The sequence below is a fragment of the Variovorax sp. dw_954 genome (assembly GCF_018449755.1).
Classification (GTDB): Bacteria; Pseudomonadota; Gammaproteobacteria; order Burkholderiales; family Burkholderiaceae_C; genus Variovorax.
This window is the reverse complement of sequence record NZ_JAAVVD010000010.1, coordinates 188,454-213,870: the sequence shown is the minus strand read 5'-3', so window position 1 is coordinate 213,870 and position 25,417 is coordinate 188,454. Positions and strand designations below refer to the sequence as shown.

Here is a 25,417-nt window from a genome sequence, read left to right as displayed (position 1 = left end):
CGGCTCGGGCCGGGTGCCCGCGGAATGCCCCGCGCCGAGCACGCGCGCAGCGGCCCCGATATAAGTCAACGCTGGCCAATATCCCGGTTCGCCGCGCGCGTCGCACGAGGGATTTGTCCGGCGTTGCCATCACCCGCCCCTTCGCGACAGGAATCCCATGAGTTCACTCTTCTCCGCCGGCACGCTCGGCCCGATCGAACTGCGCAACCGCATCGTCATCGCGCCGATGTGCCAGTACTCGGCGCAGGACGGCAATGCCACCGACTGGCATCTCATGCACCTGGGGCAGTTGTCGCTGTCGGGGGCGGGGCTGCTGATCATCGAGGCGACCGCGGTGGAGCGCCAGGGCCGCATCACGCCCGGCTGCCTCGGCCTGTATTCGGACGACAACGAGGCGGCGCTGAAGCGAGTGCTGGATGCGGTCCGGGCTTATTCGAAGATGCCGGTCGGCATCCAGCTCGCCCATGCGGGCCGCAAGGCGTCGAGCCACGTGCCGTGGAACGGCGGGCAGAGCCTGAAGCCGGACGAAGGCGCGTGGCAGACCGAAGCACCCTCCGCGCTGCCGCATGCGCCCGGGGAGCCGCCGCCCATCGCGCTCGACGCTGCAGGGCTGGCGCGCGTCAAGGCCGCCTTCGCGCGTGCTGCGCAACGCGCAGAGGCGCTCGGGCTCGACTCGATCGAGCTGCACGCGGCGCATGGCTACCTGCTGCACCAGTTCCTCTCGCCCATCGCCAACCAGCGCACGGACGAATACGGCGGTTCGCTGGCCAATCGCATGCGCTTTCCGCTGGAGGTGTTCGATGCGGTGCGCGGGGCGGTGGCGGCGCACATCGCCGTGGGCATGCGCCTCTCGGCCAGCGACTGGGTCGACGAAGGCGAGAGCTGGACGGTCGACCAGAGCGTGCAGTTCGCGAAGGCCCTGGCCGCGCGTGGCGGCAGCTTCATCCATGTGTCGTCGGGCGGCGTCTCGCAGAAGCAGAAGATCCCGCTGGTCGACGGTTACCAGGTGCCCTTCGCCGAACGCATCCGGGCCGAGTCCGGGCTGCCGACGATCGCGGTGGGCCTCATCACCCATCCGCAACAGGCCGAGGCAATCGTCGGCAACGGACAGGCCGACTTCGTGGCGATCGCCCGCGCGATCCTGTTCGAGCCGCACTGGCCCTGGCGCGCCGCCGCCGAGCTTGGCGCGCAGGTGGATGCGCCGAAGCAGTACTGGCGCTCGCAGCCGCGGGAACTGAAGGGCCTGTTCGGGGACGGCGCGCGCATCGGCCAGCGCTGAAGGAACTCGCGGCTCGCGCGATCGCGCGGTGGCAACTGACCACTTTCGTAGTCATGCGCCATTTGCAAATCTGAAATGAGTGTTGCGCGATTGTGTCTCCGAGGCGACTGCCTAGACTTGCAGGCATGAATGCTGTCACGCGCCACCTCCGCGTTTCCCTCGGTGAAAGCACCGTTTCCTCGCGCATTGCGTACAAGCTGTGGGGCGAGTCGTCGCACCCGCTGGTGCTCTGCGTGCATGGCCTGAGCCGCAACTCCAGCGATTTCGATGAACTGGCGCAGGCACTGGCTGGCCAGTACTGCGTCGTGTGCGTCGACTTGCCCGGCCGCGGGCAGAGCGACTGGCTGGCCGACGCCAGCCTCTACAACAGCCGCACCTACCTGACAGTGCTGGAAGAGCTCGTCAGGCACCTGGCGGTGCGCACGGTGCATTGGGTCGGCACGTCGATGGGCGGCCTGCTCGGCTTGCAGATGGCGGCGCGCCACCCGCAACTGGTTCGTTCGCTGGTGCTCAACGACGTCGGCGCCGAGCTGGACGGCGCGGAGCTGCAGCGGCTGCGCGACCAGGCAGCCACGCCGGTGGAGTTCCGGGACCTCAGGGAAGCCGCGGTCTACTTCCGTGCCACGCTCGGGGGCTTCGGCCAGCTGGACGTCGCCCGCTGGGAGGCGCTGGCGAAGTCCAGCGTGATCGCCGACAAGCAGGGCGGGCTGCGCAGCCGCTTCGATGTGCGCGCGGTTCCGCTGGAGCCGGTGACCAGCCGGGTCTACCTGTGGCCGGTGTGGAATGTCGTGAACTGCCCGGTCCTGATACTTCGCGGCGAGCATTCCAGGCTCCTGAGCAGGGAGGTCTGCATGCGCATGCAGGAGGAGCATGCCGACGCGCGCTGGCTCGAGATTCCCGGTACGGGCCATGCACCGCTTTTCGTCGACGAGCGGACAATCGGGCCGATCGGCATGTTCCTCCATCGCGCCATGCGCCTGGCTCACTACCAGGACGCATTACAGGGTTGAAGTTCAATCCACTGCTTCTACTTGTCGTGACTGCCGTGTTCGCGCTCCCGCTCCAAGCCCTCGCTGCCGACGAGCCTGCCGCGACACGCATCGTCGTGGGATACCCGGCCGGTGGCGGCGCGGATGGCCTGGCTCGCGCCTATGCGCAGGCGATGAGCAAGTCGCTGGAGCGTCCGGTGATCGTCGAGAACAAGCCCGGTGCCGGCGGCACGATGGCGGCGGTCGCGGTCAAGGGCGCGCCGGCCGACGGATCGGTGCTCCTGCTGGGCAACATCGTGGTGAACGTGCTCAGCGAGTTCACCTACAACAAGCTCCCGTACGACCCCAAGGCCGATTTCGTGGCCGTGGGCCAGGCGGCGCGGCTCGAGATCGCGCTGGCGGTGCCGCCCGACTCGGCGGCCAGGACCGTCGCCGACTACCTGGCGGCGGCGAAGGCCGATCCGCAGCACGCTGCTTTTTTCGCTTCGCCGGCGGCCGGCAGCCTTCCGCATTTCTTCGGCCTGTTGCTGGGCAAAGCGGCTGGCGTCGAGCTGTCGCACGTGCCGTACAAGGGCGGCGCGCCCATGAACCTGGACCTGATGGCCGGCCGGGTGCCGGCGGCGTTCAGCGCCGCTTCGGAGTTCGTCCAGCTGCACAAGGCCGGACGCGTGCGGATGCTGGCGACCAGCGGCGACCGGCGCTCCGAGCAGACACCCGATGTGCCCACCTTCGCCGAGGCCGGCTTCCCGACGGTGCACGGCAGCAGCTGGCTCGCGCTGTTCGCGCCCGCGCGGACACGCCCGGAGACGCTGGCGCGGCTGGAGGCGGCCATGCAGGCCGCATCCGCCGACCCGGAGGTGCGCAAGGCGATCGATGCGCTGGGCATGGAATACCCGAACATGACGCGCGAACAGTTCAGCAAGCAGCTCCCGGAGGAGCGGCAGCGCTGGGGCGCGATCGTCAGGGCCTCCGGCTTCAAGGCGGATTGAACGGGCACCGGCACGGCGATGATCCTTCCATCCGACGACGACTCCGCGCCATCCGATGCCCCGGCCGGCCCGCTGGCCGGCATCCGTGTGCTCGATCTTTCGACCATCGTCGCGGGCCCGCTCGGCGCCGCGCTGCTGGCCGACCTGGGCGCCGAGGTGCTCAAGGTGGAGATGCCCGGCGAGGGCGACCACATCCGGCAGTTGCCGCCCCACAAGGACGGGATCTCGCTGTGGTCCAAGGTCACCAACCGCAACAAGCGCGGCGTGACGCTGGACCTGCGCGACCCGCGCGGCCGCGCCGTGCTGGAGCGCATGCTGCCGTCCTACGACGTGCTGGTCGAGAACTTCCGGCCGGGCACGCTGGCCGCGTGGGGGCTCGACGCCGACCGGCTGCGCAAGCTGAACCCGCGGCTCATCGTCACGCGGGTCACGGGGTTCGGACAGACCGGCCCGTATGCCAACCGACCGGGGTTCGCCCGCATCTTCGAGGCGCTTTCCGGCTTCGTGAACCTCTGCGGTGACCCCGGCTCGCCGCCCACCTTTCCCGGCGTGCCGGTGGCCGACGTGCTGACCGGCGTGTTCACCGCCTTCTCGGTCTGCGCCGCGCTGGTGCAGCGCAACGCGGACCCGGCGGGGGAAGGCCAGGAGATCGACCTGTCGGCCACCGAGGCGATGTTCAGGGTAATGGACTTCATGGCCATCGAGTACGACCAGCTCGGCAAGATCCGCGGGCGCACCGGCAACCTCAATGCCTACTCGGCGCCCGGCGACGTCTACCGTACCCGTGACGGCAAGTGGGTGGCGCTCGCCGTCAGCGCGCCGGCCGTGTTCCGCCGGCTGGCCACGGCCTGGCAGCGGCCGGACCTGCTGGCCGACCCGCGCTTCGTGTCGAATGCCGACCGCCTGAGCCACCGCGAGGCGATCGAGGCCATCGCGCAGGCCTGGTTCGGCGAGCGGACGCTGGTCGAGGCGAGTTCGGTGCTGCTGGCACATGACGTCAGCTTCAGCCCCATCTTCGACATCCGGGACATCTTCAACGACCCGCACTTCGAGGCCCGCAAGGCGATCGTCTCCGTCAAGGACGACCAGCTGGGCTGGGTCCGGATGCAGGGCGTGGTGCCGCGCTTCTCGAAGACCCCGGGCCGGGTCTGGGCCAGCGGGCCCGAGGCGGGGCAGCACAACGCCGATGTCTATGGCGCAGAGATGGGGATGTCCGACAGCGTCCTCCAGGAGCTGCGCGAAAAGGGAGTGATCTGATCATGATGGAAGCTGTACTTGCGCCGGTCACCTATGTCCGCGGCGCCTTCCTGTTCGGCGAGGACGACATCGCGACCTACCTCGCGATGGTCGGCGGCGGCCATCCGGTGCACAGCTCGCAGGCGCTCGCACAGCGCGCGGGGCTGCGCGCCGTGCCGGTGCCCGGCGTGCTTGTCACCGGCGCGGCCGTCGCCGTGCTGGGCCGGCATTTCAGCGGCCAGCCGATGGCGCTGGTCGACGTGCAGGCGCGATTCCGGGCGCCCATCGCGGTGGGCGCGGAAGTGCGCGTGACCTGGACGCCGGCCGAGACCTCGCCGCTGCGCGCGGGGCGCCGCACCGTCGAATATGTCGGGCTGTGCCAACTGGTCGGCGACGAGACCGCGGCGGAGTTGTCGGCGCGCATTCAACTCAGCGAAATGCCACCGGCGGGAGACTGAAGCGAGCCAGGTCCGCTGCCGGCACGACGCGCCGTGTCCTGGGTCGAGGGCGGTGGGTGTCCCCCGCAGCGAAATAAAGGAGGAGCCGAAGGCGGGGGACATTCGCGGAGGGGGATACCTGCCGTCCTCGGCCCGCGCACCATCCGGTTCAAGCTTCATGCGAAGCGTGGCGCCATGGTGCAAGCCGGAACTACCGCCTGGACGACGGCACCTGCGCGCCATGCTGTGCCGCGCTGGACGCCAGTTCCACGAGCAGACGCTGGACGACACGCGCGGCGGCATCGATGGGATGCGCGCTGGTGGTGGCCAGCCAGGTGTGCTGCACCAGGCCGGGCTCGACGATCTGCGACCAGGCATAGCGCTCGGGCCCATAGTCCCGGAACGCCACATGCAGCGGCACGATGGTGAAGAGGGCGCCGTTGCCCACGGCCGCGCGGATGATCGTGTCCGATGTGCTCTCGAACGCAATGTCCAGCGAGATCTTGCAGCGCTTCGCCGTGGCTTCGAGCATGGTCACGAGGGCATTCGGCTTGGTCGCCATGGCCAGCGGCACGCCATCCAGCTTGCGGAAAGCCACCGTGGGGGCCTCCTTCGCCGTCTCGCGCAATCCCAGCACCACCAGCGGCGCACGCAGCACCGCCTCGGCGTTCTTGACCGGCGCGGAACTGTAGCGATTGAACAGGCCGATGTCGACCTTGCCGTTGGCAATCCACTCTTCGACCTGTCCGCTGTAGGCCTCGCGCGTGCGCAGCTTGATCCGGGGATAGGCCTCCTGCAGCGACTTGAACACCTGCACCGCCAGCGGCCGGACGGAGGGCACCATCGCGAGTTCCACCGTTCCCGAGGGGCCGCTGCGCTCACCGGCCATTTCCGCGACCAGATCGTCGAGGCCCCGCAGCAACTGGGCGGCCTGCGGCAGGATGCGCAGGCCCAGTTCGGTGGGTGCCACGCCGCGCCCGGTTCGGTGCAGCAGCTTGGCGCCGACGTGGGTTTCCAGTGCGGCGATCTGCCGGCTCAGGATGGACTGGGTCACCCCCAGCGCCACCGAACCGCGCGTCAGGCTGCCATGCTCGGCGACGGCGCAAAGCGCCTTCAGGCTGCCCAGGAGGTCCATTCATCGACAGGTCGTTGAGAGGGACACGATCCTATAGTCGCCGGCCGGCCTACGCCAGCAGCCGTTTGAGGTATTTGCCCGTGTGGCTCGCCTCGTTCGCCGCGATGTCCTCCGGCGTTCCTTCGCCCACCACCGTACCGCCGCCGGCGCCGCCCTCGGGGCCCATGTCGATGAGCCAGTCAGCAGTCTTGATGACGTCGAGGTTGTGCTCGATCACGACGATGGTGTTGCCCGCGTCGCGCAACTGGTGCAGCACCTTCAGCAACAGCTCGATGTCGGCGAAGTGCAGGCCGGTGGTCGGCTCGTCGAGGATGTAAAGCGTGCGGCCGGTGTCGCGCTTGCTGAGTTCCAGCGCGAGCTTCACGCGCTGCGCCTCGCCGCCCGACAGCGTGGTCGCCGCCTGCCCGAGCTTGATGTAGCTCAGGCCCACGTCCAGCAGCGTGTGCAGCTTGCGCTCGATCGTTGGCACGGCCTTCAGGAATTCGTAGGCCGTCTCGACCGTCATCTCGAGGATCTGGGCGATGTTCCGGCCCTTGTATTGCACCTCCAGCGTCTCGCGGTTGTAGCGCTGGCCGTGGCAGACCTCGCAGGGCACGTAGACGTCGGGCAGGAAATGCATCTCGACCTTCACCACGCCGTCGCCCTGGCAGGCCTCGCAGCGGCCACCCGCCACGTTGAAGCTGAAGCGGCCCGGGCCGTAGCCGCGTTCGCGCGCGGTGTTGGTCTCGGCCATCAGCTCGCGGATCGGCGTGAACAGTCCGGTGTAGGTGGCGGGGTTGCTGCGCGGCGTGCGGCCGATCGGCGACTGGTCGACGTTGATGACCTTGTCGAAGTACTCGATGCCTTCGACCGACTCGTGCGCCGCAGGCTCCTCGTGCGCGCGATACAGCGTGCGCGCGACAGCGGTGTAGAGCGTGTCGTTCACCAGCGTCGACTTGCCCGAGCCAGACACGCCCGTCACGCAGGTCAGCAAGCCGACCGGGAAGGCGACACTGACGTCCTTCAGGTTGTTGCCGGTCGCGCCGATGACGCGGATCTCCTGCAGGTCGGTCTGCGAGGCGAGATGCGCCGCTTCGCGGGCCTGCCGCTTCAACGCGGCGGGGCTGGGCGGGAACTTCGGCTTGATCGGCTTCTTGTCCTCTTCAGGCTTGCGCAGCACCGGCAGCCAGGGCGTGCGGCGCTTCGGAACCTCGATCTTCCGGGTGCCGAGCAGGTACTGGCCGGTCAGCGACTCGGGGTTGTCGCGCACCTGCTCGAAGGTGCCTTGCGCCATCACGCGCCCGCCGTGAACGCCAGCGCCCGGGCCCATGTCGATCACATGGTCGGCGGCATGGATCATGTCCTCGTCATGCTCGACCACGAGCACGCTGTTGCCGATGTCGCGCAGGTGCTTCAGCGTGCCGATCAGGCGGTCGTTGTCGCGCTGGTGCAGGCCGATGCTGGGCTCGTCGAGCACGTACATCACACCGGTCAGGCCCGAGCCGATCTGCGAGGCCAGGCGGATGCGCTGCGCCTCGCCGCCGGACAAGGTCTCTGCGCTACGGTCCAGGCTCAGGTAGTTGAGCCCCACGTCGTTCAGGAACTTGAGCCGCAGGCCGATCTCGCGGATCACCTTGTCGGCGATCTCGGCCTTGGCGCCGCGCAGCTTCAGCGTCTGGAAGTAGGCCAGGCTGTCGCGCAGCGTGACATGGCTGATCGCGAAGATGCTCATGCGCTTCGACTCGCTGCCGGAGTCGTCGACGAGGAACACATGCCGCGCCTCGCGCCGCAGTCGCGTGCCGTGGCAATCCGGGCAGGGCTGGTTGTTGCGGTAGCGGGCCAGTTCCTCCCGCACGGCGATGGAATCCGTCTCGCGATAGCGCCGCTCCATGTTCGGGATGATCCCTTCGAAGGGATGCTTGCGCACGAGCTTGCGGCCGGCACTCGCCCCGGACTCCATCACATAGCTGAACTTGATCTCTTCCTCGCCAGAGCCGTGCAGGATCGCGTTGCGCGCGTTCTCCGGCAGGTCCTCGAAGGCCTTGTCGATGTCCACGCCGTAATGCTTGGCCACGCACTCCAGCATGCTGAAGTAATAGCCGTTGCGCCGGTCCCAGCCCTTGACCGCCCCGCTCGCGAGCGACAGCGTCGGGAAGGCGACCACGCGCGTCCAGTCGAACACCTCGCGGTTGCCCAGGCCGTCGCAGCTCGGGCAGGCGCCCACCGGCGAGTTGAACGAGAACAGGCGCGGCTCCAGTTCGGCCAGCGAGTAGTGGCAGATGGGGCAGGCGAACTTGGCGTTGTAGAGGTGCTCCTTGTCGGGCGCGCCTTCCACGCCGAGTTGCAGGGCGATCGCGCGGCCATCGGCCAGGCGCAAGGCGGTCTCGAAGCTCTCGGCCAGGCGCTGCTGCACGTCGGGGCGCGCGCGCAGCCGGTCGATCACCACGTCGATGTCGTGCTTCTCGGTCTTCTTGAGCTTGGGCAGGTCGTTGTATTCGTAGGTCTGTCCGTCGACGCGGAAGCGCACATAGCCTTGCGCCTGCATCTCGGCGAAGAGTTCCAGGAACTCGCCCTTCTTCTCGCGCGCCACCGGCGCCAGGATCATCAGGCGCGGCTCGTCGGGCATGGCAAGCACCGCATCGACCATCTGCGACACCGTCTGCGCCTGCAGCGGCAGGTCGTGGTCGGGGCAGAAGGGCGTACCGGCGCGGGCATACAGCAGGCGCAGGTAGTCGTGGATCTCGGTCACCGTGCCCACGGTGGAGCGCGGGTTGTGGCTGGTGGCCTTCTGCTCGATGCTGATCGCGGGCGAAAGCCCTTCGATCACGTCGACATCGGGCTTGTCCATCAACTGCAGGAACTGCCGCGCATAGGCCGACAGGCTTTCCACATAGCGCCGCTGGCCTTCGGCATACAGCGTGTCGAAGGCCAGGCTCGACTTGCCCGAGCCCGACAGGCCGGTGATCACCACCAGCTTGTTGCGCGGGATGTCGAGGTCGATGTTCTTCAGGTTGTGCGTGCGTGCGCCGCGGATGCTGATGCGCTGCTGCGCGAGCAGGGCGCCTAGGTAGGCGCGATCGATGTGATCGACGTTGTCCGGGGTGGGGGAATTCACTTGGGGGTCGGTTCTGGGCAACCGGACATCATAAATCCCCGGGGCTTTTCAGCGGGGCGGGGCGGATTCGGGCTCCGGCGGGGAAAGGGTATCGGTCCGGGGCGGGGTGGCGTCGGGGCCATGTTCTGGCGAGGCGGACGGCTCGGCGCTGACCGGCGACGGCGACCCGATCGCCGCCGCCACCATGTGCTCGGCCAGCGTGTCGTACAGCGGCCGGCTGATCATGCGCGACACCAGGCTCGCCAGCATCGCGCCCGCCATCAGGCTCAGCACCATCGCGTGACCGTCGACCATCTCCATGACGATGATGAAGGAGGTCAGCGGCGCCTGCGTCACCGCGGCCAGGAAGGCGGCCATGCCGATGGCGATGAGCGCGGGCCCGAGGTTCGCATTGGCGATCTGCGCCACCACCTCGCCGATGCCCGCGCCGATGGACAGCGAGGGCGCGAAGATGCCGCCCGGCGCGCCGCTCCAGGCGCTGAGCCAGGTGGCCACGAACTTGAGCAGCGTGTCGATGGCCGGCAGGCGGTCGTGGCCCTTGAGCATGTCCTTCACCGCCTCCGAGCCCGCGCCGAAGGTCACGCCGCCCGTCGCCAGCCCGATCACCGCGATCGCCAGCCCGCAACCCGCGGCAAAGCGGTACGGGTAGCGCGCGCGCCATGCGTTGAAGCGCCCCGGCGCCCCGGTGAGCGAGGCGATGAACAGCCGCCCGAACAGCCCGCCCGCCGCGCCGCAGAGCAGCGCCACCAGCAGGCCGGGCAGCAGCGCCTCCCAGCCGAAAGGCGGCACCTTGAGCACGCCGAAATAGCTGGTATTGCCGAAAGCCGAGACCGCCACGAGGCCGGCCAGCACGATGGCCGTGATGATCAGCCCACTTGCGCGCGACTCGATGCGGCCCGACAGTTCCTCGATGGCGAACAGCACGCCCGCCAGCGGTGCATTGAATGCGGCCGCGATGCCCGCCGCGCCGCCGGCCATGAGCAGGGCGCGCGAGTCGATGGTGGTGTTGGGCGACAGCCAGCGGCGTGCATGCTGCATCACGCCCGCCGCGATCTGCACCGAAGGCCCTTCGCGCCCGATGGAGAGCCCCGCTGCGAAGCCTGCGGTGGTGAGCACCATCTTGCCGACCGCGAGCCGCAGCGACACGAACATGGACCGCCGCTCGGGCGGCAAGGCGGGACTCAGCGCCGCCTTGACCTGCGGGATGCCCGAGCCGCCAGCGGCCGGGAAGAATCGCCGTGTGGCCCAGACGACGCCCACTGTGATCAGCGGCATGGTGACCAGCGGCAGCCACGGCTGCCATGCGAAGACGCGCTGGAAGCCGGTGAATATCCAGTCGACCGCCATCGTGAGCGCGACCACCGAAAGCCCTGCCGCCACCGCATAAGCCAACACGATGGCCCGGTCCAGCCACATCCGCCCGCCGCGCAACTCTGTGCGCAGGTGCTCGAAGAAGTCGGGCTCGTGGTGGTTCATGCAGCGGGGGCCATTCTGACGGTGCGCAATAGTTGTGCCCACCCCCGGAAATCACGCCCCCGCCGATCGGGCACAATCTCGCCTCGCGTTTTTCTCGTTAAAACCTCCTCTTTCATCCATTCATCAGGGGCAGTGCACATGGCATCCGTCAACAAAGTCATCCTCGTCGGCAATCTCGGGCGCGACCCGGAAACCCGTACCTTTCCAAGCGGCGATTCGATCTGCAACGTGACGATCGCGACCACCGACAAGTGGAAGGACAAGCAAAGCGGCGAAATGCGCGAGGCCACCGAGTGGCACCGCCTCGTCTTCAACGGCCGCCTGGCCGAGATCGCCGCGCAATACCTGCGCAAGGGCTCGCAGATCTACGTCGAAGGCTCGATCCGCACCCGCAAGTACCAGGACAAGGACGGCGTCGAGAAGTACGCCACCGACATCCGTGTCGACCAGATGCAGATGCTGGGCAGCCGGCAAGGCCAGGGCGGTCCTGCCGCGGGTGGCGGCGGCGGTGACGACGAATACGGCCAGGGTGGCGGCTACTCGCAAGGTGGCGGTGGTGGTGGCGGCTACGCGTCGCGCGCCCCGGCAGCCGCACCGCGCGCACCAGCGCCCGCACCGCGCCCGGCGCCGTCCAAGTCGCCGTCGGGCTTCGACGACATGGACGACGACATTCCGTTCTGATCGCAAGTTCTTCGGTCTTCCTGACTGAAGAGGCCCGCAGCTTCGCCGCTGCGGGCCTTTTACTTTGTGCGCACCGGCATCCCCATAATGTCCCTCGCATCACATCGGAGACCGCCATGTTCGATCTTTTGGCATGGGCCATTGCAGCCGTCATGGTTGTCATCTCGGTCATGGTGCATTTCGAGACGATGACGCTCATCTCCGACCGACTCGTGCCGTGGGGGCTGCGGCGGTTGCAGGGGCGGCGCACCATCATCCTGGCGATGATGGCCCTCATGCTGGGGCACATCGCCGAGATCTGGCTGTTCGCGTTGACGCTTCGCGTGATGTCGGCGATCCCGGCATTCGGCGGCATCGGAGGAACGTTCGAGGGCAAGGTCGGCGACTTCCTGTACCTGTCGGCCGTCAATTACACGTCGCTGGGCTACGGCGAGGTCTATCCAATGGGCAGCATCCGCGCGATCGCCGTGACCGAGGCCTTGACCGGCCTCATGATGATCGGCTGGTCGGCCTCCTTCACCTACCTGAAGATGGAGCAGCTCTGGCAGTCGCGCGCAGCCCGCACCCAGGTGCAGCACGCCAGGCATGAGAAGCCGTGACGTGATCGCTGCCGCGTGGTGAAGGGGACCAGTACCTGCATCACCGTGCCTTGGTCGTCCCCCGTGCCGTCGGCATGGCGCGCATCGGAACAAAGTGGGTCGGATGCCATCGAACAGCCCCGCGCGCTACGGCATTCCTGCGATGCAGCTATCGTGCCGGCGTAGCCCCACTTCGTATCGACGCGCGGAGACCCCGATGCCCCCCACCCTGCCCCACGAGAAGTTCGACCAGGACCTGCTGACCCTCTTCGACGCCTACGTCCATGGCGACGTCGACCGCCGCGGCTTCCTTGACAAGGCTCGCCGCTTCGCCAAGGCCGGCATGACGGCAGCCGGACTGCTGGCCGCGCTGAGCCCGGACTTCGCGGCAGGCCAGCAGGTCAAGCCCGACGATGCGCGGCTCCAGGCCGAACGGATCAACGTGCCGTCGCCCGCCGGCAGCGGCACCATCCGCGGCTACCTGGTGCGACCGGCGTCGGCGGGCATGTCGAAGCTGCCTGCCGTGCTGGTCATCCACGAAAACCGCGGCCTGAACCCGCACATCGAGGACATCACGCGCCGCCTCGCACTCGACGGCTTCATGGCCTTCGCGCCCGACGCGTTGACGTCCTCGGGCGGCTATCCCGGCGACGAGGACAAGGCGCGCGACGCCTTCGGCAAGCTCGACCAGGCGAAGACGCGCGAGGACTTCCTGGCCTCGGCCAACTGGCTGCGCGGCCGCGCCGATGGCAACGGCAAGATGGGCGCGGTGGGCTTCTGCTGGGGCGGCGGCATGGTGCACTGGCTGTCCACGCGCCTGCCCGACCTGAATGCCGGCGTGCCCTTCTACGGCAACACGCCGGCGCCCTCGGAGGCGGCCAAGGTCAAGGCGCCGCTGCTGGTGCAGCAGGCTGCGATCGACGAGCGCATCAACGCGGCCTGGCCCGGGTACGAAGCGGCGTTGAAAGCCGCGGGCGTGAAATACACGGCCTGGCGCTACCCCGGCACGCAACACGGCTTCAACAACGACACCACACCTCGCTACGACCCGGCCGCGGCCAAGCTGGCGTGGGAGCGGACGGTGGCCTTCCTGAAGGCCAACCTGGACTGATGCGTTCATACGACTTTGCAATCAAGCGCGGGACAAGGCGGAGCGCCGCAGACAGGCCGTAGCATGGCAAGGCGGTCCAACGCAGTTATGCGCTTGATTGCGAAGTCGGATCAGCCGTCCACCGGCTGGGCCGGCGTGTCCAGCACCAGTTGATAGAAGCCCAGGTCCAGCCATCGACCGAACTTGAACGCGGCTTGCACGATCGTCCCTGCATTCGAGAAGCCCAGCTTCTCATGCAGCGCGATGCTGCCGGTATTGGCGACGTCGATGGCGCCGACCATCACGTGGACCTCCTGCTTGCGGGCCGCCGAGATGAGTTCCTTCATCAGCGCGATGCCGATGCCCTCGCCACGATGGTCCCGGTGCACGTAGACCGAATGCTCGACCGTGTACTTGTACGCCGGCCAGGCGCGAAAGGTGCCGTAGCTCGCGAAGCCCCGCAGCCGCCCGTCCGGCCCGGTTGCGCCGATCACGGGAAAGCGCCCGGCTTCCTTCGCCTTGAACCAGCCGACCATGCTTTCCGGCGTGCGAGGCTTGTAGTCGTACAGCGCCGCGGAACTGACGATGGCCTCGTTGAAGATCTCCAGGATCTCGGCGGCATGGGACTCGTAGGTACAGGTGACGAACTGCATGGTGGGACTCCAGTGGGTCGATGCTAGCCACCGGCGACTCGGAAGAAAAGTTCGAGTCGCTGTCCGGCCGCGGCGCAAGGCGGCCTTCGTTCAAGCCGGCGCCTTCACACGCTCTTCCGGTAGAACACCCGGTCATACCCATCCTGCGCCCGGCGGTCGTATTCGACGTAGCCGATCCGGGGATAGAACACCTGGTTCTCCGTCATCATCGAGTTGGTGCAGAGGTAGAGGGATTCGTAGCCTCGCGCACGGGCCTCGGCCTCCGCGAACACCAGCAATGCCCGGCCCACGCCGGTGCCCTGACTTTGCGGCGAGGCCGCCACGGTATCGATGTAGAAGCCGTCCTCGGTCTCGTACTGCACCAGCACCCCGACCACCTGGCCTTTCAGTTCCGCGACCCAGGCCTGGCCCCGGGCGATGACGGCCGGGTAGACCAGCAGCATCGGCGCGGGCGGCCGGCCGATGCGCGGCACATAGCGCTCGAATGCCGCACGGACGCAGGCCGCCGCCGCATCCGCATCGTTCTCGCGCGCCGCGCGAACCTTCACTTCGGTGGTTTTCATCGATCAGCCTCGACCTGTTTCGCAATGCCTGGGGCATGAAGATACGACATCGTGCTTCGGGCGCGTTCGACCCGTGGCTGCGCCCGGGCCCCTGCGTCGGACAGCCCTCGGTCCGCGCCCGCATGAATCCCGACCCAAGGGTTTACGCACATCGCCAAAGCGTCCTCGCTGTCTACAATATGGACCATTATCCACAATATGGACGAGCTAAATGCCCATCGATGACGCGGATCCCAACCCCAAGACCCCGTACCAGTACCCGAACCCGCCGGACGCGCTGCCCGAGATCGTGGTGCAGCACGCCATCCCGACGGACGAGCGGCTCTGGGTGCCGCAGGCGGAGAACGTGTGGTTCCGGCCGCTCTGCCTCAACGCGAGCCAGGGCTACTGGATGAACCTGCTGCGCGTGCGCAAGTCGGGCGTGTTGAGCCGCCACCGGCATCCGCAGGCGGTGCACGGCTTCGTGCTCAAGGGCCGCTGGCGCTACCTGGAACACGACTGGGAAGCCACCGAAGGCAGCTACGTCTTCGAGCCGCCGGGCGAGACGCACACCCTCTACGTGCCGGAGGACGTCGAGGAAATGATCACCTACTTCCAGGTCAACGGTGTCATGTACTACACCGACCCGTGGGGCAAGGGCATGGGCTACGAGGACGTGTTCACCAAGATCGACATGTGCCGCAAGCACTTCGAGGCGGTCGGCCTCGGCGCCGACTACACCAAGCAGTTCATCCGGTAGGCGCCATGACGTACGCGGCAGGACTTTTCAAGGGCAAGAGGGCGCTCGTCTCCGGCGCGACGCAAGGCATCGGCGCGGTCATCGCCAACCACCTCGCGGCGCTTGGCGCGACCGTGACGGCCATCGGACTGGGCCCGGGCGACGGCACGCTCGACGCCGCGGTCGAGGTGCGGCAGGCCGACGTGACATCGGAGGCCAGCCTGGGAGCGGCACTGGGCGAAATCGCCACGCTCGACATCGTCTTCAACTGCGCGGGCATCATCCAGCGTGGCGCGGAGCATGAGCTCGCCGTCTTCGAGAAAGTGCTGGCCGTGAACCTCACCGGGATCATGCGCGTCTGCGCCATGACGCGCGAGCGCCTCAAGGCGAGCGGCGGCTGCATCGTCAACACCGCCTCGATGCTCAGCTTCTTCGGCGGCGGGCTGGTGCCGGGGTATTCGGCCAGCAAGGGCGGGGTGGCGCAGCTCACCAAGTCGCTGGCCATCGCCTATGCCGCGGATGGCATCCGCGTCAACGCGGTGGCCCCGGGCTGGATCGCGACGCCCCTCACCAGGGCCCTGCAGGACGACCCCGCGCGCGCCGGTCCGATCCTCGCCCGCACGCCATTGGCGCGCTGGGGTACGCCGGACGACGTGGCGCGGGCTGCGATGTTCCTGTGCACGCCCGCCGCGTCGTTCATGACGGGCGTGATCCTGCCGGTCGATGGCGGCTACATGGTGTCCTGACCGATGCCCGCTCCCGTTGCTTCGTCCTCCGCCGAATCGCCCCTCCAGGCCCAGGTCGCGGGCACCGCATCCTTCTCCAAGTTCATGCGCGTGCTGCAGCTGGTGGCCGATGCCGAGGAGCCGGTGAACGTCGGCGCCCTGATGCGCGCCAGCGGCTATCCGCGGCCCACGGTGCATCGCATCGTGGCGGCGCTGGTTGCCGAGCGAATGCTGGTGGAAAACCCCGGCGCCGCGACCTTGGCCCTGGGCCCTCGCCTGATCCAGCTTGCGAACCGCAGCTGGGGCCGCTCCGAGCTTCGACTGGCCGCCGTCGAGGAACTCAAGCGCCTGCGCGACCTGACCGGCGAGACCGTGCACCTCGCCGTGCCCAACGGCGCCAGCATGGTCTACATCGAGAAGCTCGAAAGCCCCAGCGCCGTGCGCATGGCCTCGCGCATCGGCACCAGCGTGTCGCTGCATTCGACGGCCGTCGGCAAGGCCTACATGGCCGCGCTCGATGACAAGCGCTTCAAGGCGCTGGTCAAGGGGTTGCCGATGCCCCGCCATGCCGCGAACACAGTGACCGATGCCGCCGTCCTGCGCGCGCAGATCGAACAGGTGCGCGAACGCGGCTGGTCGGTGGACGACGAGGAGAACGAGGCGGGCATCTTCTGCTTCGGCGCGGCCATCCGCAACGCCGCGGGCCAGCCTGTGGCCGCTATCAGCGTGAGCACCCTGCTGTTCCGCCAGAAGGAGAACCCCGAGCAAGCCTATGTCGCGCCCTTGCTGGAAGCCTGCCGCGTGATCTCCGAGCGCATCGCTCAGACGCCGTCGCTGCAGGGGAGGGACGTGCGGTAGCGCAGCCGGCAAAGAGCGCCCTGCCGCACAACGCGTGGTCTCGGGCATCGCCTACACGCGCCGCCCTGCAATGGACTCAGATCGCCTGCAGGTCGCGTCCCACGATCACCGGCCCGCTGTAGAACTTGCGAACACCCGCGATGTAGTCGTCGTCGCTGAGCGGCTGCTTCTCCAGGCCACCCGGGATCAGGTGGTTCAGCACCAGCAGCTTGACGCCGGCGGCGGCGGCGACGCGGCCGACGTCCTCGGTCGAGGTGTGCTTCGTCAGCACATGGGTGATCAGGGACTCGACCTCGGCCGGTGGCCGTCCCTGCTGCTGGAACATGCCCCGGAGGATGGCGCGCGTAGCCTCCAGGTGCATGGCCTCGTGCACCAGCACGTCGGCGCCTTTGGCCAGCGCGATCACGTTCTCGCTGTAGCCGGTGTCGCCCGAGAAAACCACCGAGCGGCTGGCGGTGTCGAAGCGGTACGACAGCGACTGCTCATCCGGCACCTCGAAGTGCGTGTTCTCCACGCAGGTCACGCGCACGTTGGCATCCTGGTACACCGCGCCGGGCCTGACGTCGTGGCCCTTCCAGAGCGTCTGCGGCAGCTGCTTGCGGCCTTCGTCCACGCGGCGGATGGTTGCGTTCGCCCGGCCGTAGTCGATCGCCGAGCGGACCAGTCCCACGGTGCCGACCGGGCCGTACACGTCGGTCGCGCCCGCTTGCCATTGCTCCAGGCGACCCCCAGCAGCGGCGACACGCCCGCGTTGTGGTCGTCGTGGTGGTGGGTGATGAAGATCCTGTTGACCGCGGAATGCCGGATCCCGGCACGCTCCAGCTGGTTCAGCGTGCCTTCTCCGCAGTCGACCAGATAGGGCTCGCCGTTCACGACCAGCACGTTGGCAGGCTGCGCGCGGTCCAGGCGCGGCGGCGGCCCGCCCGCCGTGCCGAGCAGCACCAGGCGATTGGCAGGATCCTTGCCTGCATTCGACGCGGGCGACGTGTTGGCCGTCGATCCGGTGCGATCACCCGAAGCGCAGCCCACGATGGGCATTGCACCGAGCAGCAGGGCTGCGTTGGCGGCGAAGCGGAGCACACCACGGCGCGTGGCCTCGGGCTGCTCGCGTGCCGAAGCCTTCGCAAGGATGGCGTTGGACGAAGGATGGCGATCAAGAGTGTTCATGGAGTGTCTCTGTGAGTGGGTTGACGGCGATGTGAAGGGGTCGCAACGAGCGGCATTTCAAGGCAGCCGAACCGTCTCCCGCCCCTTCAGCCCCAGCATCTGGCGCGCCTCGTCAGGCGAGGCGATCTCCATCCCCAACCGCTCCAGCACATCGCGGATCAACGTCACCTGCTGCGCATTCGACGTCGCCAGCTTCCCGGCGCCGATCGACAGCGAATCCTCCAGCCCCACGCGCACGTTGCCGCCCATCAGCGCGGCCTGCGTCACCAGCGGCATCTGGTGCCGGCCGGCGCCGAGCACCGACCATTGGTAGCTCTCGCCGAACAGCTTGTCCGCGATGCACTTCATGTGCACCAGGTTCTCCGGGTCCGGCCCCATGCCGCCGAGCACGCCCAGCACGAACTGCAGGAAGATCGGCCCATGCACCAGGCCGCGATCGACGAAGTGTTTGAGGTTGTAGAGATGGCCGACCTCGTAGCACTCGAACTCGAAGCGCGTGCCATGCGCCTGGCCCAGGCGCTGCAGCACCTCCTCGATGTCGGCGAAGGTGTTGCGGAAGATGTTGCGCCGCGTGCCCTCGATGTAGTCGCGCTCCCAGTCGTGCTTGAACTCCTTCATCTTGTCCAGCACCGGAAAGATCGCGAAGTTCATCGAGCCCATGTTGCACGACGCCATCTCGGCCGAGATGTCGAGCGCGCCGGCCATGCGCTGGTCCAGCGTCATCGTGATCGAGCCGCCGGTGGTGATGTTGATCACCGCGTCGGTGGCCGCATGGATGCGCGGCAGGAACTGGCGGTAGATGACGGGGTCGAACGCGGGGCGGCCGTCGACCGGATCGCGCGCGTGCAGGTGCAGGATGGACGCGCCGGCCTCGGCCGCAGCGATGGCCTGTTCGGCGATCTCGTCGGGCGTGACCGGCAGATGCGGCGACATGCTCGGCGTGTGGATCGAGCCCGTGACCGCGCAGGAGATGATGACCTTGCGTGCCATGGTTCAACCCCCAGCCGGCTCGGCCACGACGACGCTCTCGATGTGGCCGATGCCATCGATCTCCACGCGCATCACGTCGCCCACCTTGACGAACGACGGCGGCGTCATGCCCACGCCGACGCCCGAGGGCGTGCCGGTGGCGAGCACGTCGCCCGGCTCCAGCGTCATCACGGTCGAGAGGTAGGCGATCTGGGCCCAGATGTCGTAGATCATCTCGCCGGTCGAGATCTCCTGGCGCACCTCGCCGTTGAGCTTCATGCGCAGTTGCAGCGCATGCGGGTCGGGCACCTCGTCGGCTGTGACGATCCACGGGCCGAAGGGACCATGCGTGTTGAAGGACTTGCCGAGCATCATCGTGGGCGAGCGCATCTGCCAGTCGCGCACCGACACGTCGTTGCAGACCACGTAGCCCGCGACCACCGAAGGCGCGTCTTCCACCGACACGTGCCGGCAGCGGCGGCCGATGATCACGCCGAGTTCGGCCTCGTAGTCGAGCTTGTCGGAGGCACGCGGCATCTGCACCGGCTCATACGGCCCATGCACGCACGAGACCTGCTTGTTGAACCAGACCTGGCTGTCCGGCACCTTGATGCCGGCGGCGATGGCCTCGGCCACGTGCTTGCGGTAGTTCATGCCGATGGCGAGGTACTTCGACGGGTTGGGCACCGGCGCATCGAGCCGCACGTCGGCCAGCGGGTAGCTGACGCCGACGCTGGCATCGACGGCGCGCGCACGCGCCATCGCGGCGGGGCCCGCCTGCAGCAGTTCGCGCATGGTGCGCGGCAGCGATGCATCGCTCGCGGGCAGGTCGATGACCTGCTGGCCGATGACCTTGCCGATCGACTGGTGGCCGCGGCAGTTGAATGTGACGAGTCTCATGGTTTCGCTTCGAGAAAATGGGAAGGAGAAGTTATGGAGGTCATGCCCAGGCGCCCGCCTCGGAGTACGCGAACATCGCGGGCGGTACGTCCGGCCCCCACAGGTAGAACGAGTCCTCGGGCGGGTGGTCCAGGCCTTGCCAGTCGACTGCCGCGGGGATGTAGTCGATGGTGGCGCTGTACTCGCAGAAGCTGCCCCACGGGTCCTGCGCGTAGTAGAAGTAGTTGGAGCCCAGCACATGACGGCCCACGCCCCAGCCGTCGGTGTAGCCCGCCGCCTGCATCGTGATCGCGCCGAGGCCGACCTGGTCGATGGTCGGCACGTCCCAGCTCAGGTGATGCAGCCCCGGCCCGGCGCTGGCCGCCAACGCAACCAGGTGGTGGTCGCTGCCATGCGCGCCATGCAGGAAGGCGACGCCCTCGCCCGAATGGTCGGACAGGCGCAGGCCGAGTACGCGCGTGTAGAAGTCCATCTGGGCCGGCACGCTCGACGTGGTGAGCGCGATGTGCGACAGCCGCTGTGGTTGCACCAGGCTTGCGTGCCGCCGATAGGGCGCGCAGCGCGTGCCGTCCAAAGGCAATGGCGAACTCTGATGCGTGACAGCATCGGGGGCGGTCTTGGCACCCGCGCGAACCTGCAGCAGCATCCCGTCGGGGCTGCGCAGCCACAGGCCGCCTGCGGGCGCACCCTCGGGCGTGGGCAGCAGCGCGACGCCTTGCGCCTCGATGTGCCGGCGCATCGCATCCAGCTCGTCTTCGAAGCAGTGGAAGGTGAGCTGCTCGAACTTCTTGTGCGGCCCCGCGCGCAGCCGGCCCCAGACATGGTCATTGCCATGGGTGCGCAACGCCAGGCCGCCGTGCTCGTCGCTGACGTCGAGCCCGAAGGTGCCGTAGAAGCGCCGTGCATCGTCCAGCGAGGGCACGGTCATCAGGAATTCGCCGATCGAGTGGATGCCCAGCCGATCGCGCCTGCGGTGTTCGTTCATGCGGACCTCGCGGGCAAGGCCTGGATGATGCGGTCCAGCTCGTTGGCGAAGGCTTCCGCCTCGAAGCGGTAGCCCAGGTGATTGCCCACGATGTCCACGCACGGGCACGGCAACTGCCGCGCAAGCTCGCGCGCCGTCTGTGCGTAGAAGGCGTCGCCACTGGCACGTCCCACAGCCGTGACCATGGGAACGCCGCCGCGCCTCAGCGCATCGAGGTCCGGCACGTAACTGTTGATGTGCTGGAACTCATGCGCCAGGAATCGGTCGTGATTGCCGCCAGGCTGGTCGCCAGGCACCGTCACGGTCTGGTCGAAGCCGACGAAGGACGAGGCGAACAGGCCCATCGCCGGCCCCGCGCCTTTGGTGCGAAAGGTCTCGCTGACCTTGTCGAAGAATGCGCGCCACTTGCCGGCATCGGGCTCCGGCAGGAAGTCGGTGATGGGCGGCTCATGGTCGACCAGGCCGCGCACGAGTTGCGGGTGGTCGGCGGTCAGCTTCAGCGCGATGTTGGCGCCGGCGCTGTTGCCGAACACGAAGGCTTGTCCGCGGTCGAGCGCCCGGATGACTGCGGCCGCATCGCGGCCGGCTTGCGCCATGTCCATTTCGCCTTCGAAGTCGCCGGTGCTGCGCGAGTTGGCGCGGCGGTCGTACTTGACGACGGTGTAGCGGTCGGCCAGATGCGCCGAGAGCTGCGTGAAGAGCCGGCTGTCGCCGTTGCCGCCGACCACCAGCAGGAGCAGCGGGCCCTGGCCCTCGATGTCGAAGGCGATGTCGGCGCCTTCGGTGTGCACGGTTCTGGATTCGATCATGGTGTTTCCTTTTCTTGTCAGTGATGGGTGGTTGAAGGTCAGGGCAGGCGGCCGTCGATCGGCGCGCCGACACCGATGCGCATCAGGTCGTTGCCCACGATCAGTCGACCCGTGAAGCCGTCCTGCGCGCGCGCCCAGCGCTGGGGGCTCGCGTCGGCCGGTCCGAAATGGTTGAGCACCAGTGTCTTGACACCGGCGGCCTGCGCAACGCCGCCCACGTCTTCCGCCGCGGTGTGCGAATGGACCAGGTGACGCGCCACGGCCTCGGCGCCTGCGTTGCGCGGCTTGGGCAGGAAGGAGTCGATCCAGGCCGTGTCGATGACTTCGTGCACCAGCACGTCCGCCCCGCGCGCGAGACGGACCAGGTTCTTGTCCGGCCCCGTGTCGCCCGAGAACACCACCGCCCCATCGGCCGTGTCGAAGCGGTAGGCGAAGCACAGGAACTCCGGCGCATGGCTCACGAGGACGGCGGTGACCCGGACCTTCTCGTCCTCGTAGACCAGCACCGGTTCCATCGACGGCGCCGTCTCGGCGTTCGGGTCGACCGCGAGGCCGTCCGGAAGCCGGATGTCGAAGGCCTGCACCAGCGAATGCGGGTCGGGCTTGCGGCCTTCCCGCATGCCGGTGTTGATGTCGCTGGCGAAGGTCTGAATCACCAGTTCGGTCATGTCGACCGTGCCCGGATTCGGATTGCCCGGTGCGACCAGCGTGCCGGCCGCCGTCTGGTCCGGGCCGGGGATGGGGATCGGCGCGCCGCGGCGACCGGGCCCGAAGACCTTCATCGGCACCTTGCGATTCGCCAGGCCATCGGTCATGCCGAAGGTGAACAGCGACGGGTAGCCGATGACGTGGTCCGCATGCATGTGCGTGATGAAGGCGGCGCGCAGGGCGGCCATGCCCTGGTTGCCGAAGCGCGCGCCCAGCCGGGCCTGGAAGTAGCGTCGCGCCCAGCCTTCGCCGAAGTCGACCAGGTACACGTCGCCATCGACTTCCAGCGCCGACGCGATGCCCGCGAGCGGCGTGCCGTTCCACGACGTGCGGCCCCCTGCCGTGCCCAGCAGCACGAGGTTGGTGCGAGGGCGCGAACGGGCGGGCCGCTGCGCCGCTTCCCTTGCGGCTTCCTGCGCGACCGATTGCGATGCAGCGGGCTGCGCTTGCGCCAAGCCGCCGGCCAGCACGGCCACGAGGGCCGCGGTGCAGGCAACGATGAACTGCTTTTTCATTTGCAAGCGCCCGGTCGATCAAAAGTAATGGCGCATGCCGAAGTCGTAGCCCGTGCCATTGCCCTTCGACGTAATCAGGCCCGGCGTCAGCGCCGGGAACGAGCCGCCATTGCCACCGACGAAGCTGAAGGTGGCGCCGTTCTTGTTCTTGATGTGGGCGATGGACGTGTACAGCGAAGTGCGTCGCGAGAGGAAGTAGACATAGCCTGCGGCGATCTGCTCCACGCTGCTGTTCGCCGCGTTGTTCTGCCTGGCCGCGATGTACGAGAGCGGGATGTAGCCGGCGCCGATCGTGATCTCGGTGCCCACGGCCCAATGGGTGAAGCGCGTGTTGGGCACGTCGGAATCGTTGGCGCCGACATGGCCCATCAACTTGACGTTGTCGAACTGGTACCAGGCGCCCAGATTGCTTTCCTTGAACGTCGTCGGCGTGCCGTAGCGGGGGCCCAGCGTACCGAAGGGACCCTTTGATTCGGCGTAGGCCACAGCGACATTCCACGGGCCGACGGCGTAGCCGGCACGGCCACCCGCGTAGCGCCCGATCGGCGGCTTGCCGGTCACGTTCTCGGGCAGTGCAACCATCACGCTGCCATAGAACCCGGTCCCGACGACGGCTTGGGCGTTGGCCGCGAAGCCCCAGAGGTACTGGATCGAGTTGCTGACGCGAATCGAAGTCGTCGGGTTGGAGCCGGTGCCCAGCACGCCCGGCAGTACCGGCAAGGTGATGTTGGCGCCCGAGGCGGGCCCCATGTTGCGGAAGGGGTCGAACACGCCCTGGTTCAGAGAGCCGGGCGGGTAGTCGCGGCCCAGTCGGACCTCGCCGAACGGGCCCGCCAGGCTGACCGTGCTGCGAAATGCGAAGTCCATCGGGCGCGTGCCGCCGTCGTCGGGCGAGGTGCTGCTCGCCAGCCAGAAGTTGGCGGACAGGCCATCCCCAAGGTCTTCCGTCCCGCGAAATCCGATCTGGCTGGGCGCGTTGCCGCTGTGGGACAGCATCGTCCTGCTGACGCCGTTCTGGCTGAAGTGGTCGATGTCCACGTCGACCACGCCGAACAGGGTGACCGTGCTCTGGGCTGATGCGACGCCCGCGAATGCCGCGACCGTCGCTGCGAATATGTTCTTGTTCATTGCTTTGTGTTGTTCTCGTGCGCAGACGTGTCAGGCGAACTTGGGGAACAGTGCGAGCGCGTTGTTGCGCATGAAGTCCTGCCGCAGCTGGTTCGAGATCTGCGGGCTGCCATCGAGCTGTGCCGCGAGCGCGGCGACCAGCGGCTCCGGCGTGAACGGGTAGTCGCTGCCGTACAGGATGCGTTGCGGATCGGCGATCTCGAGCAGCGCCTTCAACTGCCGCGGCAAGGGGAAGCCCGCCAGGTCGTAGTGCATGCCGCGCAGCAGGTCGAAGACATGCTTCGGGTCGAGCTTCTCGGCCAGGCCCAGCGCAGGCGCGATGCCGGCCACGCGGTCGGCCAGCACCGGGAGGGTGGCGCCCGCGTGCGGCACGATGACCTGCAGGTTCGGGTTGCGCGTCAGCGTGCCGGAGAGGATCAGGTTGAAGACCGCGCGCGTGGTCTCGAACATGAACTCGATCATGGGATACGGGTAGCCGATCGGCGGCAGCGACGCCGCGTCCTCGCCCTTGGGCTGCACCTGGCAGCACGGGCAATGCGGGTTGGTCGGATGGATGAAGACCTTGGCATTGCGGCGGTTCAGTTCCGCGAACACCGGTTCGAGCCGGCGGTCGCCCAGATACACGCCGTGGAAGTTGCTCTCCAGCGCCACGCCATCCGCTTTCAGCACGTCGAAGGCATGGTCGATCTCCTTCAGCGCGCCGTCGACGTCGGGCAGCGGCAGCGATGCGAACAGGCCGAAGCGCTTCGGATGCGCCTGCATCGCCTTCGCGCCCTCCTCGTTGACGTGGCGTGCCAGTCCGCGCGCTGCCGCGTCATCGCCGAAGTGAAGGCCCGGCGCCGAGATGGAGAGGACGGACGACGCGATGTCGTTGCGGTCCATCATCTCGATGTGCTGCTCGACGCTCCACTTCGGGATGCCGGGCATGCCCGACGGCTTCGCGTGGCCCGCCGCGGCCAGTGCGCTGCGGTACTTCTCGGGCAGGAAATGCGCGTGCACGTCGATGCGGCGCTGCGGTCCGGGTGCGGTGGCTGCGGGTGCGGGTGCGGGCGCAGGCTGGGCGCCCGCCGTGCCGGCGATGAGCGCAGCGCTGCTCGCCAGGAAGCCGCGACGGCCCTGTGCGTGTTTCGAATCCATGGTCTCTCTCCGTTGTGGTTGTTGTGTTCTGGCCGGCGCGATGCGGCACGATCCGGCGCGGTGCGTCAGGTCACCAGCCGTCGTTGCTGGCCCAGAAGACCTGGGGCGCGTGGATGTTCACTTGCTTGTAGGCGCCGCTGTAGAAGACCAGCGGCTTGCGCTCCACGCCGAGCGCCATGTGCTCGACCTGGCCGATGTAGAGCAGGTGGTCGCCGGCCTCGTGCACGTCGACGGTTTTCAGCACCAGTTGCGCGAGGCTGTCGCGCAGCAGCGGCGTGCCGTCGTGCGTCTCGAAAGGCGAGGGCCTGCCGGCCACCGGGCGGCCGCCGAAATGCGTGCTCAGGTCCTGCTGGCTTTCCAGCAGGAAGTTGACGCCGAAGCGGTCGCCTTCCTTGACCACCGCGGCGAAGCGCGCCGCGCGCCGCACCGAGATCACGGCGAGCGGCGGGTCCAGCGACACCGACATGAACGCATTGGCCGTCATGCCGCACGGATCGCCTTCGTGCAGGTAGCTCACCACCGTGACGCCGGTGGCGAAGTGCCCCATCACGTCGCGGAACAGCTTGGGGTCGAAACTCGTGGCCATCGGGGTGCCTGC

Annotated in this window: 25 protein-coding genes; 11 read left to right on the top strand and 14 right to left on the bottom strand. The window is 68.0% G+C overall.

Features of this window, described 5'->3' with window-relative positions:
- Nucleotides 1–157: 157 nt before the first annotated feature.
- From HB681_RS17670 to HB681_RS17650, 5 genes are all read left to right on the top strand, one after another.
- Nucleotides 158–1,279: an NADH:flavin oxidoreductase/NADH oxidase gene (locus tag HB681_RS17670; RefSeq protein WP_213956163.1), complete on the top strand. Its 1,122-nt coding sequence runs from the start codon at nt 158–160 to the stop codon at nt 1,277–1,279.
- Between the two features lie 125 nt (nt 1,280–1,404).
- The gene (locus HB681_RS17665) at nt 1,405–2,289 is read left to right on the top strand and encodes an alpha/beta hydrolase (protein ID WP_213956162.1); all 885 of its coding nucleotides are present in this window, start codon (nt 1,405–1,407) and stop codon (nt 2,287–2,289) included.
- 26 nt (nt 2,290–2,315) lie between these two features.
- Complete coding sequence (locus HB681_RS17660) at nt 2,316–3,257, top strand: tripartite tricarboxylate transporter substrate binding protein (protein ID WP_213956161.1); 942 nt, start codon at nt 2,316–2,318, stop codon at nt 3,255–3,257.
- Nucleotides 3,258–3,275: 18 nt separating this feature from the next.
- Nucleotides 3,276–4,514, top strand: a complete 1,239-nt coding sequence (locus HB681_RS17655) for a CoA transferase (protein ID WP_213956160.1) — start codon at nt 3,276–3,278, stop codon at nt 4,512–4,514.
- Between the two features lie 2 nt (nt 4,515–4,516).
- Nucleotides 4,517–4,951, top strand: coding sequence for a MaoC family dehydratase (locus HB681_RS17650; RefSeq protein WP_213956159.1), 435 nt, complete (start codon nt 4,517–4,519; stop codon nt 4,949–4,951).
- A 190-nt stretch (nt 4,952–5,141) separates the two neighbouring features.
- On the opposite strand, the gene HB681_RS17645 is transcribed toward HB681_RS17650, so the two are convergent.
- From HB681_RS17645 to HB681_RS17635, 3 genes are all read right to left on the bottom strand, one after another.
- Complete coding sequence (locus HB681_RS17645) at nt 5,142–6,065, bottom strand: LysR family transcriptional regulator (RefSeq protein ID WP_213956158.1); 924 nt, start codon at nt 6,063–6,065, stop codon at nt 5,142–5,144.
- A 49-nt stretch (nt 6,066–6,114) separates the two neighbouring features.
- Nucleotides 6,115–9,126 carry an excinuclease ABC subunit UvrA gene (uvrA, locus tag HB681_RS17640; RefSeq protein WP_213956200.1) on the bottom strand — a complete coding sequence of 1,004 codons (3,012 nt, stop codon included), beginning with the start codon at nt 9,124–9,126 and terminating at the stop codon, nt 6,115–6,117.
- An 81-nt stretch (nt 9,127–9,207) separates the two neighbouring features.
- On the bottom strand, nt 9,208–10,635 hold the full coding sequence (locus HB681_RS17635) for a chloride channel protein (protein WP_213956157.1): 1,428 nt from the start codon (nt 10,633–10,635) through the stop codon (nt 9,208–9,210).
- Between the two features lie 138 nt (nt 10,636–10,773).
- Between HB681_RS17635 and ssb the strand changes: the two genes are divergently transcribed.
- From ssb to HB681_RS17620, 3 genes are all read left to right on the top strand, one after another.
- On the top strand, nt 10,774–11,316 hold the full coding sequence (gene ssb, locus HB681_RS17630) for a single-stranded DNA-binding protein (protein ID WP_213956156.1): 543 nt from the start codon (nt 10,774–10,776) through the stop codon (nt 11,314–11,316).
- A gap of 116 nt (nt 11,317–11,432) precedes the next feature.
- Nucleotides 11,433–11,915 (top strand): ion channel, encoded by a 483-nt coding sequence (locus HB681_RS17625; RefSeq protein WP_213956155.1) that lies wholly within the window; start codon nt 11,433–11,435, stop codon nt 11,913–11,915.
- Nucleotides 11,916–12,111: 196 nt separating this feature from the next.
- The gene (locus tag HB681_RS17620) at nt 12,112–13,005 is read left to right on the top strand and encodes a dienelactone hydrolase family protein (RefSeq protein WP_213956154.1); all 894 of its coding nucleotides are present in this window, start codon (nt 12,112–12,114) and stop codon (nt 13,003–13,005) included.
- A gap of 110 nt (nt 13,006–13,115) precedes the next feature.
- Here HB681_RS17620 and HB681_RS17615 read toward each other — a convergent pair whose 3' ends face one another.
- Nucleotides 13,116–13,637 (bottom strand): GNAT family N-acetyltransferase, encoded by a 522-nt coding sequence (locus tag HB681_RS17615; protein WP_213956153.1) that lies wholly within the window; start codon nt 13,635–13,637, stop codon nt 13,116–13,118.
- 104 nt (nt 13,638–13,741) lie between these two features.
- A complete protein-coding gene (locus HB681_RS17610; RefSeq protein ID WP_213956152.1) occupies nt 13,742–14,200 on the bottom strand; it encodes a GNAT family N-acetyltransferase in 459 nt (152 codons plus the stop codon).
- Nucleotides 14,201–14,411: 211 nt separating this feature from the next.
- On the opposite strand from HB681_RS17610, the gene HB681_RS17605 reads away from it, so the two are divergent.
- From HB681_RS17605 to HB681_RS17595, 3 genes are read left to right on the top strand one after another with little or no spacing between them, the layout of a single operon-like run.
- The gene (locus tag HB681_RS17605) at nt 14,412–14,939 is read left to right on the top strand and encodes a 2,4'-dihydroxyacetophenone dioxygenase family protein (protein WP_213956151.1); all 528 of its coding nucleotides are present in this window, start codon (nt 14,412–14,414) and stop codon (nt 14,937–14,939) included.
- A 5-nt stretch (nt 14,940–14,944) separates the two neighbouring features.
- Nucleotides 14,945–15,664 carry an SDR family oxidoreductase gene (locus HB681_RS17600; RefSeq protein ID WP_213956150.1) on the top strand — a complete coding sequence of 240 codons (720 nt, stop codon included), beginning with the start codon at nt 14,945–14,947 and terminating at the stop codon, nt 15,662–15,664.
- Nucleotides 15,665–15,667: 3 nt separating this feature from the next.
- Nucleotides 15,668–16,501 carry an IclR family transcriptional regulator gene (locus HB681_RS17595; RefSeq protein ID WP_213956149.1) on the top strand — a complete coding sequence of 278 codons (834 nt, stop codon included), beginning with the start codon at nt 15,668–15,670 and terminating at the stop codon, nt 16,499–16,501.
- Nucleotides 16,502–16,577: 76 nt separating this feature from the next.
- Here HB681_RS17595 and HB681_RS38125 read toward each other — a convergent pair whose 3' ends face one another.
- The 9 genes from HB681_RS38125 to HB681_RS17550 all read right to left on the bottom strand — a co-directional run bounded on the left by HB681_RS38125 (nt 16,578) and on the right by HB681_RS17550 (nt 25,405).
- On the bottom strand, nt 16,578–17,192 hold the full coding sequence (locus tag HB681_RS38125; protein WP_345944696.1) for an MBL fold metallo-hydrolase: 615 nt from the start codon (nt 17,190–17,192) through the stop codon (nt 16,578–16,580).
- A gap of 533 nt (nt 17,193–17,725) precedes the next feature.
- Nucleotides 17,726–18,658 carry a 3-keto-5-aminohexanoate cleavage protein gene (locus HB681_RS17585; RefSeq protein ID WP_213956147.1) on the bottom strand — a complete coding sequence of 311 codons (933 nt, stop codon included), beginning with the start codon at nt 18,656–18,658 and terminating at the stop codon, nt 17,726–17,728.
- 3 nt (nt 18,659–18,661) lie between these two features.
- The gene (locus tag HB681_RS17580) at nt 18,662–19,537 is read right to left on the bottom strand and encodes a fumarylacetoacetate hydrolase family protein (RefSeq protein WP_213956146.1); all 876 of its coding nucleotides are present in this window, start codon (nt 19,535–19,537) and stop codon (nt 18,662–18,664) included.
- Nucleotides 19,538–19,577: 40 nt separating this feature from the next.
- Nucleotides 19,578–20,522 (bottom strand): VOC family protein, encoded by a 945-nt coding sequence (locus HB681_RS17575; protein WP_213956145.1) that lies wholly within the window; start codon nt 20,520–20,522, stop codon nt 19,578–19,580.
- Entirely contained in the window at nt 20,519–21,331 is an 813-nt protein-coding gene (locus tag HB681_RS17570; RefSeq protein ID WP_213956144.1) for an alpha/beta hydrolase, read from the bottom strand. The genes HB681_RS17575 and HB681_RS17570 overlap by 4 nt, the downstream gene beginning before the upstream one ends.
- 38 nt (nt 21,332–21,369) lie before the next feature.
- Nucleotides 21,370–22,554 carry an MBL fold metallo-hydrolase gene (locus HB681_RS17565; protein ID WP_213956143.1) on the bottom strand — a complete coding sequence of 395 codons (1,185 nt, stop codon included), beginning with the start codon at nt 22,552–22,554 and terminating at the stop codon, nt 21,370–21,372.
- Between the two features lie 18 nt (nt 22,555–22,572).
- Nucleotides 22,573–23,682, bottom strand: coding sequence for a porin (locus tag HB681_RS17560; RefSeq protein ID WP_213956142.1), 1,110 nt, complete (start codon nt 23,680–23,682; stop codon nt 22,573–22,575).
- 30 nt (nt 23,683–23,712) lie between these two features.
- Nucleotides 23,713–24,819, bottom strand: coding sequence for an amidohydrolase family protein (locus tag HB681_RS17555; RefSeq protein ID WP_213956141.1), 1,107 nt, complete (start codon nt 24,817–24,819; stop codon nt 23,713–23,715).
- A gap of 70 nt (nt 24,820–24,889) precedes the next feature.
- Complete coding sequence (locus HB681_RS17550) at nt 24,890–25,405, bottom strand: flavin reductase family protein (RefSeq protein ID WP_213956140.1); 516 nt, start codon at nt 25,403–25,405, stop codon at nt 24,890–24,892.
- Nucleotides 25,406–25,417: the final 12 nt, after the last annotated feature.